At 69.7% G+C, this 14,361-nt stretch carries 10 protein-coding genes and 1 tRNA gene; 8 read left to right on the top strand and 3 right to left on the bottom strand.

Annotation, left to right across the window (positions count from 1 at the left end):
- Window positions 1-6: 6 nt before the first annotated feature.
- The 3 genes from AC1DZC_RS09050 to AC1DZC_RS09040 all read left to right on the top strand — a co-directional run bounded on the left by AC1DZC_RS09050 (window position 7) and on the right by AC1DZC_RS09040 (window position 4,355).
- Window positions 7-1,632, top strand: a complete 1,626-nt coding sequence (locus AC1DZC_RS09050; RefSeq protein ID WP_477043016.1) for a DUF5597 domain-containing protein — start codon at window positions 7-9, stop codon at window positions 1,630-1,632.
- Between the two features lie 696 nt (window positions 1,633-2,328).
- Window positions 2,329-2,817: a hypothetical protein gene (locus AC1DZC_RS09045; protein WP_477043015.1), complete on the top strand. Its 489-nt coding sequence runs from the start codon at window positions 2,329-2,331 to the stop codon at window positions 2,815-2,817.
- Window positions 2,818-3,272: 455 nt separating this feature from the next.
- Window positions 3,273-4,355, top strand: coding sequence for a restriction endonuclease (locus AC1DZC_RS09040; RefSeq protein ID WP_477043014.1), 1,083 nt, complete (start codon window positions 3,273-3,275; stop codon window positions 4,353-4,355).
- A 350-nt stretch (window positions 4,356-4,705) separates the two neighbouring features.
- Here the strand turns inward: AC1DZC_RS09040 and AC1DZC_RS09035 are convergent, their stop codons facing one another.
- Window positions 4,706-5,215, bottom strand: a complete 510-nt coding sequence (locus AC1DZC_RS09035; protein ID WP_477043013.1) for a hypothetical protein — start codon at window positions 5,213-5,215, stop codon at window positions 4,706-4,708.
- A 457-nt stretch (window positions 5,216-5,672) separates the two neighbouring features.
- Between AC1DZC_RS09035 and AC1DZC_RS09030 the strand changes: the two genes are divergently transcribed.
- Window positions 5,673-5,745 (top strand) — tRNA-Lys (locus AC1DZC_RS09030).
- Window positions 5,746-5,804: 59 nt separating this feature from the next.
- On the opposite strand, the gene AC1DZC_RS09025 is transcribed toward AC1DZC_RS09030, so the two are convergent.
- A complete protein-coding gene (locus tag AC1DZC_RS09025; RefSeq protein ID WP_477043012.1) occupies window positions 5,805-6,440 on the bottom strand; it encodes a cysteine hydrolase family protein in 636 nt (211 codons plus the stop codon).
- Between the two features lie 49 nt (window positions 6,441-6,489).
- Window positions 6,490-9,270 carry an FAD-binding and (Fe-S)-binding domain-containing protein gene (locus AC1DZC_RS09020; RefSeq protein ID WP_477043011.1) on the bottom strand — a complete coding sequence of 927 codons (2,781 nt, stop codon included), beginning with the start codon at window positions 9,268-9,270 and terminating at the stop codon, window positions 6,490-6,492.
- A gap of 100 nt (window positions 9,271-9,370) precedes the next feature.
- Between AC1DZC_RS09020 and AC1DZC_RS09015 the strand changes: the two genes are divergently transcribed.
- The 4 genes from AC1DZC_RS09015 to AC1DZC_RS09000 all read left to right on the top strand — a co-directional run bounded on the left by AC1DZC_RS09015 (window position 9,371) and on the right by AC1DZC_RS09000 (window position 14,358).
- Window positions 9,371-10,063 (top strand): GntR family transcriptional regulator, encoded by a 693-nt coding sequence (locus AC1DZC_RS09015; RefSeq protein WP_477043010.1) that lies wholly within the window; start codon window positions 9,371-9,373, stop codon window positions 10,061-10,063.
- A 79-nt stretch (window positions 10,064-10,142) separates the two neighbouring features.
- On the top strand, window positions 10,143-11,933 hold the full coding sequence (locus AC1DZC_RS09010; protein WP_477043009.1) for a bifunctional metallophosphatase/5'-nucleotidase: 1,791 nt from the start codon (window positions 10,143-10,145) through the stop codon (window positions 11,931-11,933).
- A 146-nt stretch (window positions 11,934-12,079) separates the two neighbouring features.
- Window positions 12,080-12,913, top strand: a complete 834-nt coding sequence (locus tag AC1DZC_RS09005; protein ID WP_477043008.1) for a hypothetical protein — start codon at window positions 12,080-12,082, stop codon at window positions 12,911-12,913.
- A complete protein-coding gene (locus AC1DZC_RS09000; protein WP_477038311.1) occupies window positions 12,910-14,358 on the top strand; it encodes a hypothetical protein in 1,449 nt (482 codons plus the stop codon). The genes AC1DZC_RS09005 and AC1DZC_RS09000 overlap by 4 nt, the downstream gene beginning before the upstream one ends.
- The last annotated feature ends 3 nt before the right edge of the window (window positions 14,359-14,361 follow it).

The raw sequence follows: 14,361 nt of genomic DNA, 5'->3' as shown, positions 1-14,361 counted from the left end.
GACCTCATGACCGAACTTCCCCGCGTGGAGCGAGCGGGCACCCACACGCGGCTGATCGTGGACGGCTCACCGTTCTTCTGCCTCGGCGGCGAGCTGCGTAACTCCAGCGCCTCTGATCCCGTGCACATGGCACCCATCTGGGACGTGATCGGGAGGTCCGGAGTGAACTCCGTCATCGCTCCCGTCGGGTGGGACCAGGTGGAGCCGTCCGAGGGTGAGTTCGACTTCAGCGTCGTCGACGAGCTGCTCTCAGGTGCGCGCTCGGCGGGCGTCCGCCTCGTCCTCATCTGGTTCGGTGCGTACAAGAACGCCTTGTCCACATATGCACCCACGTGGGTTCGCCAGGACTCCGCCCGATTCGAGCGAGCCGACCGCGGACCGTCCCCCGTGCGGGCTCCTTTCAGCTATGTGGGATCCATGCCTCGCCCCACGCTGTCGGTGTTCTCCGGGCCCCTGCGAGAGGCGGACGAGGCAGCCTATGGAGCCTTGATGAAGCACGTCGCCCGGGTGGACGAGGACCACACCGTCATCATGATGCAGGTGGAGAACGAGGTCGGGCTCTTGGGGTCGAGCCGCGACCGTTCGTCCGCCGCCCTGGTCGCCTGGCTGTCGCCCGTTCCCGAGGCCCTCGTCGAGGCGGTGGCGACCGAACCCGCCGCCTTCGACGACGACGTCGTCGAGCTGTTCGGGCGCTCACGCGCGGGCGGGGCATCGTGGCAGCAGCGATTCGGCGACGACGACCCAGTGGCCGACGAGGTCTTCATGGCGTGGGGGTTTGCCAGCTATGTCGGCGCCCTGGCGGCGACGGGCAAGCGGATCAAGGCCTTGCCGGCGTACGCGAACGCCTGGCTGGGCCCCCAGCCAGGTCAGGACATGCCGGGCCAGTATCCCAGCGGCGGTCCGACCGCACGGATGAGCGGGGTGTGGCGCGTCGCCGGACCGGCGCTGGATTTCGTGTCCCCCGACATCTACATCTCCGACAGCGAGTCGGTCATGCGCGACTACACGTCGGGCATCAACCCGCTCTTCATCCCTGAGGCGCGTGTCCTGACCGGTGACGCATTCCGCGCGCTAGGTGCTTTCCACGCCATGGGTTACCACGTCTTCGGAATCGACGACGTCCGTGAAGACAGCCAGCTCTACGACGCCTTCCGGAAACTTCTCGCACTCGCGCCGCAGATCCTCGAAGCCCAGCGGGACGGTCGCGTGATGGGGTTCGCACTGGATCCGGGGACGGATGCTGCCACCGCCCGCCTCGGGTCGACGACCGTCACGGTGCGAAGTGCGCCGAAGCTCCTCTCCGACATGCTGCTGGATGCGGGTGTCCGGCTGCCGGAGCCGGCCCCGCTTCCCGACGAGACTCTGCCGACCGCCCACGCGCCCTCCCCCGCAGACTCGCGTCCGTTCGGAATCGTCCTGCAGACCGGAGATCTCGAATACGTCGCACTGGGACGGCAGGCGATGATCGACTTCAGTCGGGAGGGATCCTTGCTCGAGATCGACAGCCTGCGGGAGCTTCGACTTCACGACGGCGCCTGGGTCGAGGGCCGCATCCTCAACGGAGACGAACGACTGATGATCCTCGGCCCGCACGGGGTGTCGGCCGCCAGGATCACGCTGATCGAGCGGTGAGTGGGCGTCGACACGACGTGATGAACGCCGAGGCACTGACCACGTAAGCGTGGCGCTCGGGGTGCCTCGCTCGGTGATCGACTCCCGTAGAGTCGTGGCGGGTCGCGCCAAAGCACCGGCGAGACTCGCATCCGGACGGGCTCAGCACGGTGCGTACTACACGGGAGCTGTCCCGAGGGTTCTCCCGGTTGTTCTCCCCCTGCACCGGGCCTCTGGTGGATGGGGACAACAACCTAAACCAGGAATCTTGCCCCTGACCTGCAGGATGACTCACTGCCGGGCCGGAATGCGTTTCGACGGGATCGAGAACGCGACGTGCCAAGAATACCCGGCGACACCACCGGTGGCCAAACCGGCTCACGGCCATGGCCGCGATCGCCCGGAGCCTTACACCCCTATTGGTTGGCCCCGTCGTCGAAGGTGTAAGCCAGGAAGGTCACAGAACGTTGCAACGATCGCGGCTGACGGATGGACGCGGGCTGGTTCGAGGGCGCGCGCATGATGGTGACCGTTTCAACGGGTGCGCTATCCGGGTCCCTTGGGCTGTGCGCGGCTCGAGCTCCACACCGGGCCGCGGTGGTGCCAGGCGCGATTGCGTGTTTGGTCCTGACACGCAACGTAGTTCACCCTCGAGAGAACGGTGACGTGCGGGACGATCGAGCGCCCGCCTGCCCGTGACCATGTAGAAGGTGCCCGATGCTCGAGCAGATCCCTCCGTCGCCCGCTCCGAGCCCGGACCCTGTGCGCAGGCGCGGCACCGGTCGCATCGTGCTGCTGACCGCGCTCGCGCTCGTGACGCTGCTCGCAGTCGGCTCTGCGGTCGGTGTAGTTGTACTCACCGGACAGAACGCGGACTTGCAGGCACAGGTCGACCAGCTCGCCGCCGACGCGGACAAGACGGCTGGGGATGTCGCAACGGTTGACGCACGCGTCGATGAGCTCGATGTGCCGCCGGTCGACCCGGGGATGACCGATGCGCAGATCATGGCCGGGTTCAACGGTTTCAACGACTCCCTGTCAGGAGTCTCCGACCGGGTCGACGCGCTCGAAGCATCTGCTGACGCACCGGCCCCGATCGACCCGCAGGTCCTGATGCTGCAAGGGCAGGTCAACACGATGAAGAACAACCTGTCGAGCCTGTGTTCCACGTTGAGATACGACTACGACGTCAGCGTGTATTGCTGAATCGTCGCGCGACGAGGGCGCGGGCGGCAGTGCTACGCCCTGGCGTAGCACTCATACGCGGGTACGGCGCGCCCGATCGTTCGAGAGGCGTCGCGGACCGATCCGGGCATCGGGCGCAGGTGTGCTTTCAGCGTCGACACCCGCGCCTGGGCACGGTGACGCATTTGCTCCTTCGGCCACGGGCGACGCACCGCTTGGCGGGAGTCACCCACGGTTCGGCTCTGGCCAAGCAACGCTGCCATTTCGCCCATTCCGTCGACCTGGCTCCTGGCACCATGTGCGTCATGGGCGAACTGCGTTGGGCTTGGCAGCCGCCGCCGGGGTGGCCGCGCACTGCGCCCGGCTGGTACCCGAGAGGCACCTGGACACCGAGGCCGGAGTGGGAGCTGCCCGAGCCCGGCTGGCATTGGTGGAGGCCGACCCAGCCGTTCCGTGATGACGAGGAGCTGCGAAGCGTGCCCCTGCTCGACCCGGAGCCGGACCTCGACGGCATCGAGTACGTCTGGGTTCCTGCGCCGGGATGGCCTCCTGTTCCCTACGGGTGGCATCCGCCGGCAGGGTGGTCCAAGCCGCGGGTTTGGCCTAAGGCGCCCACCGACTGGGCGTTCTGGCAGCCGGACCCCCAAGTCGTGGCTGCCCGCCGCAACGCCTGGTGGACCTCACTCGTCGACGAGTCACGCACAGTGGTCATGTCTCGGCCGCTCGTGCTCGTCAACCTAGAGTTCATCGAACTTCAGGCACTTTTCGCGGCAGTCGTCACCCGATACGTACAGCAAGTTGCCCCTGTGCAAGCCACGACCGGGTTCGTGTTGCCGTCAGACGACCCCGCTCGTGGCGCGCTGCTCGACGCCCGAGACCACCTCCTTCGCGAGCTCACCAACTGCCGCGACCTGCTCCTTGCTCCGGGTGTGGCATCGGTGGCGGGAGGTGACAGGTACGCGCTGCTCGTCGTACGTCGCTACGAGGCGGTCCGGGCCTTTGCCGATGCTCGCTTCGCATGGTTCAGCGCTCAAAGCAGCTACTTCGTCACAAGTCTTCTGAAGCGCGTCGGGCCGCACGGCGTGACAGCTGAAATCGCGAGGGCGGGTGAGCAGGACCTAGATTCGCTGGCCGAGTGGGACACCTATCAGACGCGTCGGGCGCGGTACGCCGCATACGGCACCGGTACCGGGTCCGGAGTGCCACCATGGCAGGAGGCCGAAGAGGTCGCGGCCGAGTTCCTACGCGGCCAGGGCTTCACAGATGCGCGCGCGACGCCGGTCGGCGCAGACAGCGGGATCGATGTCTATGGCCGCGGTGTCGTCGCCCAGGTCAAGTACCTGACGACGTCCGTAGGACGTCCCGACTTGCAGCGGCTCGTGGGCGCGAATCAGCACGGTGCGGCCATGGCGTTCTTCTCGAGATCTGGCTACGCGTCGACAGCTACGCAGTACGCACTTCAGACCGGCATCGCGCTCTACACGATCGAGCTTCCTGACGACGTAGTGCCGGTGAACGCGTACGCAGCACACCTCAGAAACGCCGGCGCGCGCTGGTAGGTCGCTCACTGCTCGCGGTCGAGCCTCCACTGAACCCGGGGCGAGACACACGTCAACTTCGGCGACGGCACTATCACCAAGCCGTCCTCGGCCGTTCAGGCGTTCACCCACCCGGTAACCGACAAGTACTTCCAGTTCGAAGGCGACCCGTGCGAGCGCCCGCGTCCAGATCGCTGGGTCATGAGGTCGGCGCCGAACTGGCCGTTGACGGCGCAGTACCGCTCGCAAGAGTTCTCTACCAGCTCGCAGCGTTGCCCCGTCGGAGCGTTGATCTAATAGCGTGACCGACAGATCCAGTGCGCACATGCGCACCAGATCTTTCGCCGTCCCCGGGCGAGCAGGTTCCCGCCCTACTGGTCGCTGGGCAGAAGCCCCACTCGTTCGCAATGATCCAGAAGCAGCCACGTCATCATCGACGTCCGAAGCATCTGCTCAGCAGTGCCGGACGAACCTGCCACCTGGTACTTGGCAGTCCACGCCTTTACCCAGTCGCTGAATAGCGCCGAGAAAAGAGTGGTGGCACTCAGGTCCGCGTGCCGCTCGGCGCGTGTCCGGTGAGGCTTCTCGTGGCCCGACGCCACGCGATGGGCGCCGACGACCATGGACGCGGCCTCCAGCAGGATCGGGCCGCTCGTGCTTGTCACACTGTTCGCGAAGTCGCGCGACAAGCTCTCGACCGTCCAGTGCGGGCCGCTAACGTCGTACGGGCCGTCGTCGGCGAGCTCCAAGCACGTCTCGTAGGCCAGCTCCCGCGACGCGGCACCGCCGTCGCACCGCCCTACCGCGTCTACTGCTGCCTGAATCGCCCTGCCGTTGGCGCTGTCGCGCAGGGTTTGCTCCATGCGGCCGAAGAGCTTCAAGAGCGGTCCCGTCCAGCAGTCGGCGCGTCGAACATGTTCCCCACCTCTCGAGGATGCGCTACGCGGCCGATCGGCGTCTTTGCCGTCGCCTCGTCGTGGCTCGAAAGTAGCAGCGCCCCTGGCACGCAGGTGGGCTAACGACCTGCGGTCTTCAGTCGCCGTCAAGCGATGAGCTCGCGCGCGAGAGACACCACATCGGTGCTGGCTCGCGCCGCTGACGCTTGCGTCGACCACGTGACCTCGACGGTCGAAGCCAGGACGGGCGCGGCCACGTCGATGCGGTCGTGCGTCGAACCCATCCGGGCCTCGGTTGGGCACTCGCAGTCGGTCCACGGGCACCGCTGTGGAACGAACTGCGTGTCGTAGGGTCTCAGGCGAAGGTGACGGGGCATCCAGGAGGGCACGAACTACGCGGGAGCTGTCCCGAGGGTTCTCCCGGTTGTTCTCCCCGTCCACCGGGCCTCTAGCTCAATTGGCAGAGCAGCGGACTTTTAATCCGCGGGTTGTGGGTTCGATCCCCACGGGGCCCACCCAGAAGGTCCGACCGGGCGACGGCTCGGTGCCGTGACCGAACCGCCGCCCGGCAGGCTCAGTACCCCCGCGAGCTGTCGGCGGTGACCGGTGCCCCGCGCAGCGTCGAGACGTACTCGTCGGTCGTCATCGGCTTGGAGAACATCGGGTAGTCGTACTGGATGGCGTTGTCGTGCTCGGCCTGGGAGGTCGCGCCGACGGCGTCGGTCAGGGTGATGACCTCGAAGCCCTTCTCGTAGGCGGAGCGCATGGTCGACTCGACGCAGCAGTTGGTGAGGAAGCCCGCCAGCGCCACGGTCGTGATGCCCTTGGACCGCAGGATGAAGTCGAGGTTGGTCGACCCGAAGGCGTCCAGGCCGCGCTTGCCCTCGACGACGATGTCGCCGTCGACGGGCGCGACGTCCGGGACGAAGTCCGCGCCCCACGAGCCCTTGACGAAGGCGTTGGAGTCGACGACGCCCTTGAGGATGCCGTAGGGGTGCGCGGTGATCTCGCCGTAGCCGGCCTGGAACGAGATCGGGCTGTGGATCACGGTGGCGCCTGCGGCGCGGGTGGCCTCGAGCGCTGTCGCGGCGTGCGCGAGCATGTCGGTGCTCGCCATCACGGCCTCGACCGCGCCGTGCAGGACGCCGCCCTCGGTCGTGAAGTCGTTCTGGAACTCGATCAGGACGAGTGCCGTCGTCTCCGGGTTCATCTCTGCTCCTTTGCTGGAAATGTGAAACGGGCGGAACGGGTGGTGCAGATCAGGGGAGGGCCTGCTCGGCCAGCAGCTCGACGACGTGCCGGTAGGTGGCGCCCGTGGCCCGGCTCATCCCGAGCTCGCAGGTGCGGTTACAGCTAGCGTGCGCCTGAGCGTCGAGCCGGACAACCTCGGCGGCCTCGCGCCGGGTCGCGGCGGCGGTCAGCTCCGGGTGCAGCATCCCGCGGTCGCCGGCGAAGGCGCAGCAGCCCCAGTCGAGCGGAACGGTGACGGTCTCGGCGACGGCCTGCGCGACGTCGAGGAGCGCCCCGTCGAGGCCCAGCTGGGTGGACGAGCAGGTCGGGTGCAGCGCCAACGAGGGCAGCCGCTCGTAGGGCCCGAGCACGGGCAGGACGCGGTCGGCGACGAAGGCCACGACGTCGACGACGTGGAGCTCGTCGCCCAGCAGGTGACGGAATCCCTCGGTGCACGACGAGGCGTCGCTGACGATCGGCAGACGCCCGCCGTCGGTGGCCTCGCGGACGACCGGCAGCACCTGCTCCCTCATCGCGTCGTGGCCGGCGACGATCCCCTTGGACGACCACGGCGTGCCGCAGCAGAGGGAGTCGATCTCGTCGGGAACGAGCAGCGTCAGACCCGCGGCGGCGCACAGGTCCTCGAACGCGACCTGAACCCCGGGGCCCTCGGCGGGGCCGAACATCACGTTCACGCACGCGGGCAGGTAGACGGCGTCGGGTGGCGACGAGGGCCGAGGCCGGCGGCGCGGACGCCCGCCGCGCGGGAGGTCGGGCGTCCACCGGGGCACGGTGTCGGCACCGAGCAGGACGCGACCGGCCGCCGTGACCGTGCCGACGAAGGGCAGGACGTCGGCCGCCGTGAGCGCCGCGGAGGCGAGCTTTGTGGTGCTCCCCCAGTGCTTCGCCGCGGCGGTCCAGACGGCCGCGGTCGGGGCGGGCAGGTTCTCGCGGCGGAGCGTCTTGACCAGCAGACCCGTGTTGATGCCGACGGGGCAGGCGGTGCCGCACATCCCGTCGACGGCGCACGTGTCCACCGCCGGGTACTCGTACGCGCGCTCGAGCCGCTGCGCCAGAGGCGTGTCCCCGGCCAGCTCGGCGCTGCGGATGTCGCGCCGCAGCACGATGCGCTGACGCGGGGTGAGGGTGAGGTCGCGCGACGGGCACACGGGTTCGCAGTAGCCGCACTCGACGCAGCGGTCGACCTCCGCCTCGACCTGGGGCGCGAGCTTGATGTGGCGCAGGTGCGCCTGCGGGTCGTCGGACAGCAGGACGCCGGGGTTGAGCAGGCCCCGCGGGTCGAACAGCCGCTTCACCTCCCGCATCACGTCGTAGAGCTCGTCGCCGTACTGCCGCCGGACGAACGGCGCCATGACCCGGCCGGTGCCGTGCTCGGCCTTGAGCGAGCCCCCGTTGTCGAGCACGAGCGACACCAGGTCCTCGGTGAACCCCGAGTACCGGGCCAGCTGTTCGCTCGTCTCGAAGCGGTCGGTCAGCATGAAGTGGATGTTGCCGTCCTTGGCGTGCCCGAAGATCACCGCGTCCTCGTAGGCGTACTTGTCGAACAGCGTGGTCAGCGACGTGCACGTGTCCGCCAGCCGCTCGACCGGGACGACGACGTCCTCGAGCAGGGCGGTCGTGCCGCTGCGCCGGGCGCCGGCGACCGAGGTGTACAGCCCCTTGCGCAGCTTCCACAGGTCGCGACGGACGACGGCGTCGGTGGTCGGCTCCGCCGGCCCGAGGGCCGGGCGGGCCTCGCCGACCAGGTGCGCGAGCTCCTCGGCCGATGTTGCCTGGTACTCGACGAGCAGCGCGGCGTGCCGGTCCACGGTCAGCGCGGCGACGGCGGGCGGGCAGTCCGCGAGCCCCTGCCCCACGCGCAGGGAGGTCGCGTCCATGAGCTCGAGGGTCGCGGCACCGGTGGCGACGAGGGACGGCAGGGCGCGGTTGGCCGACGACAGGTCGTCGAAGACGAGCAGCGCGGCGGCGGCGTGCGTGCGCAGCGGGACCGTGCGGAACGTGGCGGAGGCGACGAAGGCCAGGGTGCCCTCGGAGCCGACCACGAGGTGCGCGAGCATCTGCGGCGCGGTCTCGAAGTCGAGCAGGGCGTTGACGCCGTAGCCCATGGTGTTCTTCATCGCGAACTGGCGCGTGATCGTCGCGACCGAGGCCGGGTCGTCGAGGATCCGTCGGCGCAGCGTGTGCAGCCCCGCGTACAGGGCGGGCTCGAGGGCCGCCAGCCGCTCGTCGGCATCGGGCGCCCCGGTGTCGATCACCGTGCCCGACGGCAGCACCACGACCAGCGACTCCAGGGTGCGGTAGCTGTTCTCCTGGGTCCCGCACGCCATGCCCGAGGAGTTGTTCGCGACGACCCCGCCGATCGTGCAGGCGACCTCGCTGGCCGGGTCGGGCCCGAGCTTGCGGCCGTACCGGGCCAGCCGGGCGTTGAGGTGCCGCACGGTGACCCCCGGCTCCACACGGACCCGTGCGCCGTCGTCGAGCACCTCGATGCGCTGGAAGTGGCGACGCACGTCGACCAGCACACCGTCGCCGCCGGCCTGCCCGGACAGGCTCGTCCCGCCCGCGCGGAAGGTCAACGGCACGCCCGCGGCCGCCGTCCGCCGGAGCAGCCGGGCCACCTCGTCGGCGTCCCGCGGGGCGACGACGGCCTGCGGGACGAGCAGCATGTGGGACGCGTCGTGCGCGACGGCCCGGCGGACGAGGTCGTCGGTCCGGACCTGCGCGGGGTCGGCGACGCATCCCGCCAGCAGGGCGGCGAGCGTGTCCGGCGTCGATGCCGTCGAGGTCATGGGGCTCCATCTGACGTGTCGTCAGATTGTCGGACAAGTAGACTCACCTGACAAGAGCACAGCACCCTCTACGCTTCAGGGACGCAGCGGAAGGACGGCGATGGCGCGAGGGATCGTGGTGACGAGCCTGGTCGACGCGGTCGTCGACGACCTGCGCACCCTCGTCGTGACCGGCACCCTGGCCCCCGGCACCCCGCTGACCGAGCTGGACGTGGCCACCCGGTACGACGTCGCGCGGGCCAGCGCCCGCGCGGCGATCGAGCGCCTCACCGCCGAGAAGGTGCTCGTCCGGAACAACCACAAGACCGCGAGGGTCGTCGAGCTCGGTCCGGACGACGTGCGGGACATCTACCGGACGCGCACCTACCTGGAGTCCGAGGTGCTGCGCCGGCTCGCCGACGAACGCCGGGTGCCGGAGTCCGCACGCGAGGCCAACGCCGAGATCGCCGCGCTCTGGGCGCAGGGGTCGTACGCGATCGTCGAGCCCGACATGCGGTTCCACACCAGCCTCATCGACGCGCTCGGCAGCACCCGGACGAGCGCGATGTACCACTCGCTCGCGTTCGAGGTGAAGCTCTGCATGGCGCAGCTGCAGGGCCGGCAGCGGCTGAGCCCAGAGATCATCGTCGCCGAGCACGCGCGCCTGCTGGAGCTCATCGACGCCGGCGACGCCGATGGTGCGGCCCGCATGCTCGACGAGCACCTGGCCCGCGCCCGCGAGCTGCTCGCGGCGTCCCTGGGCGGCGAGGCCGGCCCGGAGGCGTTCGTCCGCTCGTCGGCTCTGCCCGTATAGGCCGGCAGGACGCTCTTCCCAAAACGCCTCGAGATGGGCAGGGTGACGGGTACCCAAAGCCTGACCGAGGAGAGCCACCATGCCGATCCTTCGCCCCGGTCAGGGCGCCGCCGCCGTCGTCGCCGCCCTGACCCTCGTCCTGACCAGCGCCGCAGGCGCGCAAGCCCACGGAAAGCCACCGAAGCCGCCCAAGCCGGCGAAGACCGTGACCGTCAACCTCATCGCCTTCAACGACTTCCACGGCGCGATCGACCCGCCCACGGGCAGCGGCGGGCTGGTCAACGGGACCCCGGCCGGAGGCGTCGAGTACCTCGCCACCGCGGTCAAGAAGCTGCGGGCCGAGCAGGAGACCGAGTCGCCGTACAGCTTCACCGTCGCCGCCGGCGACCTCGTCGGCGCGAGCCCGCTGGTCAGCGCGGCGTTCCACGACGAGCCCACGGTCGACGAGATGAACAGCCTCGGGCTCGACGTGACGAGCGTCGGCAACCACGAGTTCGACGAGGGCGTCCCCGAGCTCCTGCGGCTGCAGAAGGGCGGCTGCCACCCGGTCGACGGCTGCCAGGACGGCGACGGGTTCGCCGGGGCGAAGTACCCGATGCTAGCCGCGAACGTCGTCTACAAGAAGTCCGGCCTGCCGATCCTGCAGCCGTTCACGATCGAGAACGTGGGCGGCGTGAAGGTGGCCTTCGTCGGGATGACGCTCGAGGGCACGCCCGGGATCGTCAACCCGGCCGGGATCACGAACGTCAGCTTCCTCGACGAGGCGGACACGGCCAACAAGTACGCCCGCGCGCTCAAGTGGCTCGGCGTGAAGTCGATCGTCCTGCTCCTGCACGAGGGCGGCCAGCAGAACGGGCCGGCACCGCTGGACCCGAGCGGCTGCGTCGGGTTCTCGGGCGCCGTGACGGAGATCGTCTCGAAGCTGGACCCGGCGTACGGCGTGGTCGTCAGCGGCCACACCCACCGGTCCTACAGCTGCGCGCTGCCGAACTCTTCGGGCGCGAACACCATCGTGACCAGCGCGGGGACGAACGGCACGGTCCTGACCGACATCAGCATGACGCTCGACAAGAAGACCGACAAGATCGTCGCGGCCGACGCGCACAACCTCATCGTCGAGAACGGCGTGAAGAACCCGGACGGCACCTGGCAGCAGTCCGCGCCCGGCGTCTACGTCCGCAACCCCGCGACGGTCGACCCGAACGCCAAGGTCATCGCCGACAAGTACCGCACCGCGGTCGCACCGCTGGCCAACCGGGTCGTCGGCTCGATCACGGCCGACATCACCCGGGCGACGTCGGCGGCCGGTGAGAGCGCCCTCGGCGACGTCATCGCGGACGGCATGGTGGCCTACACCCCGTCGGCCGGCGTGCAGCTCGCGCTGATGAACCCCGGCGGCATCCGAGCCGACCTGGCCTTCGCCAGCTCTCCGGGCGGCGAGGCACCGGGTCAGGTGACCTACGGCGAGGTGTTCACGGTGCAGCCGTTCAACAACCTCGTGGTCACGGTGACGGTCACCGGCGCCCAGCTCAAGGAGGTCCTCGAGCAGCAGTTCGTGGGCTACGCGGGCCAGACCACGACCAAGATCCTGCAGGTGTCGGACGGGTTCACCTACACGTACTCCGCCTCCGGGGCGCTCGGGAGCAAGGTCAGCAACCTTGCCCTGAACGGTGTCCCGATCGACCCGGCTGCGACATATCGGGTGAGCACCAACGACTTCCTCGCGAACGGGGGCGACGGGTTCACCAACCTCACCGCCGCCACCGACCGCGTCACGGCACCCGGCTTCGACGTCGACTCGCTCGCCGCGTACCTCGGCGCCGGACCGAAGGGACCGGGCCCGCAGAACCGGATCACGCTCGTCCCGTGACGAGGCGCTGACCACCGACGAGACCCCCGGCGACCACGGCTGTCGGGGGTCTCGTCGTCGGCGCCGGAGCCCGTGCCGTCGCTGCGCGTCCGGGGGCGCCCCTGTAGGGTTTCGACCGGATTCGACCATTTCGGAGGGGGCCCACGATGGCGCGGCTGGACGCGGTACGACGACGGATCTCGCTGAGCGACGACGAGTTCGAGACCCTGCGGCTCGTGCACAACGGCGACCCAGTGGCCGACGAGGCCCGCCGGGCACTCCTCGACGCGGGGATCGTGAGCGCCGACGGCGACCTGGCACCGCTCGTGCTCGACCTGGTGCGCACCGTGTCGGGCCCGATGATCGAGTGCGCGATCGAGACGGCCGGCCCGCAGGGTCCCGCCAGCGCGCTGCTCGCGGTGCGCGAGGAGACCGTCTGGTACACCGACCCGTGGCCGCAGGACGACGCCACGTCGGTCACGTACTGCCAGGACGAGCTCCCGCAGGTGCTCTGGATCCTCGCGCGGCTCATCGGCCTGCGTCGACGTGAGGTGCCGCGCGTGGCGACGCCCTTCACGGTGCCCCTGCGGGCGATCGACGCGGTCGTGCAGACCATGGCTCTGTCCGACGACGCGTGGGAGCCCGCGCGGGTTGTCGCGACGGCGCAGCTCGAGCGGTTCTTCGGCGACGAGATCGCCGACGAGGACCGGACGATGCTCATGGCGACGCTCTCGTTCCTGGAGTCGACGGCCCGCGTGACGATGGTGTGGGGTCCGCAGATCGACACCGACGCCCGCGGCCTGGCCCTGTGGGACTGCGGGCCGGGCGGGTACTGGGTGCGCGAGCAGCCGGCCGAGCCGCTGCGATCCGAGGACATCACACCGGACACTCCCGCAGTGTTCCGGCCCGTCTCCGGCGGTGAGGTGTGGCGGCTCCTCGGCAGCCTGCTCCCGTCGTCGGCGGATCTACGGGCGGTGCTCGACCGGATCCCCGCGCCGTGACGGTCAAGATCGACAAGGAGGTCCTGGCGGCCACGGTCATCGCGCTGGACGACCTCGCCAGCGACCTGCCCGGCCTGTTCGCCCGCGCGAGCGGGCTCGGCGCCCGGGTGGACATGGCCGGCCTCAACGGAGCCGACCAGTGGGCGCTCGACACGACACGCGACCTCCAGGCCCGCATCGGGGTGCTCGAGCAGATGGCGCAGGCCGACCCGACCTTCGCGGGCGTGCACATGACGCCGCAGCAGGCCCTCGAGGTCGCGGGCCAGTCCATGCGGGTCGAGGACGCGGCGCTGGCCCTCGAGGTCTCCGGGACGCCGGCCGACGCCTGGGAGGGTGACCCCGCCAACCTCAGCGAGTGGTTCGAGGACCTCGAGGCGAAGGCGCTGCAGAAGCTCACCGGCATGAGCGACGCGGAGCAGGCCGAGCGGCTCGTCGCCGCGTACAACGACGTCCAGAACCTCGTCACCGCGAGCGCCGCCGTGACGGCGACCGTCTCCCAGATCGTCCTGAAGGGCGGCGCCGGCCTCAGCCGGTGGCTCGCTCAGCGCGGCATCGTCGAGCCCGCGCTCAACTCCCTGGTCGCCTCCGGMCGGGTGGACCTCGCCAACTGGCTGAGCGGCGCGCTGAACGTCGTCGACTCCAACTACATCAACGGCAAGATCCAGTTCACGCGGCCCGGCTCGTTCGTCCCGAACACGACGCAGAAGGTGCTCCTGCGTGCGGCGTCGACGATCGAGGACTTCGACGCGTGGGTGCTGCGGACCTCGTCGGCGGTCAAGCCCTACACGCTCCCGGGCGGTACGCCCGAGCCCACGCTCGTCGCGGCCATGCTCAAGAGCCGCCCGGGCGTCTCGGCGACGACCTGGATCTCGTCGATGCTGGAGAACGAGAAGGTCGGTCAGCTCGTGCAGCGGGCCGCGACGTGGGGCAACAACATCTTCGGGCGGCCGTGGACCAACACGGTCACCGGCGTCACCTACGGGCGCGGCGCCGGCAACCTGTTCACGATCGCCAACCAGTCCGGCCTGCGGACCATGGCGTCCAGCGCCGGCGCGCTGCGGATCCTCGGGGTGGCCGGCAGCGCGTTCGCGACGGCCGACGGCGTCGTCGGGCTGGTGAACAACTTCGACGAGAACAACAAGCTCTGGGAGGAGGGCGGGACCCAGGGCAAGGCCCACGTGATCGGCGAGTACGCCGAGACCGCGTTCAACGCCTCGATGACGGCCGCCCTCATCGCGCCCAACCCCGTGACCCTCGGGCTCGTCGCCGTCACCGGCCTGGTGTGGGCCGGGGCGGAGGTCGTCGAGCACTGGGACGACATCACCGGAGCCGTCTCCGACGCCGCGGACTGGGTCGGTGACACCGCCGACAAGGCCGCCGACTGGGCGGGCGACCGCCTGGACGACGTCAAGGACTCGGACCTCAACCCCATGAACTGGTTCTGAGGG

This window comes from Cellulomonas sp. P2_B4 (assembly GCF_056404795.1).
Note: the sequence above shows the minus strand (reverse complement) of the source record. Positions and strands in the feature narration are given on the sequence as shown.

What these genes read in the sequence shown, in the direction of transcription:
- AC1DZC_RS09005 (WP_477043008.1), top strand. Translation starts at nt 12,080, where the DNA reads ATGGCGCGGCTGGACGCGGTACGACGACGGATCTCGCTGAGCGACGAC.
- AC1DZC_RS09045 (WP_477043015.1), top strand. Translation starts at nt 2,329, where the DNA reads ATGCTCGAGCAGATCCCTCCGTCGCCCGCTCCGAGCCCGGACCCTGTG.
- AC1DZC_RS09020 (WP_477043011.1), bottom strand. Translation starts at nt 9,270, where the DNA reads ATGACCTCGACGGCATCGACGCCGGACACGCTCGCCGCCCTGCTGGCG.
- AC1DZC_RS09010 (WP_477043009.1), top strand. Translation starts at nt 10,143, where the DNA reads ATGCCGATCCTTCGCCCCGGTCAGGGCGCCGCCGCCGTCGTCGCCGCC.
- AC1DZC_RS09025 (WP_477043012.1), bottom strand. Translation starts at nt 6,440, where the DNA reads ATGAACCCGGAGACGACGGCACTCGTCCTGATCGAGTTCCAGAACGAC.
- AC1DZC_RS09015 (WP_477043010.1), top strand. Translation starts at nt 9,371, where the DNA reads ATGGCGCGAGGGATCGTGGTGACGAGCCTGGTCGACGCGGTCGTCGAC.
- AC1DZC_RS09050 (WP_477043016.1), top strand. Translation starts at nt 7, where the DNA reads ATGACCGAACTTCCCCGCGTGGAGCGAGCGGGCACCCACACGCGGCTG.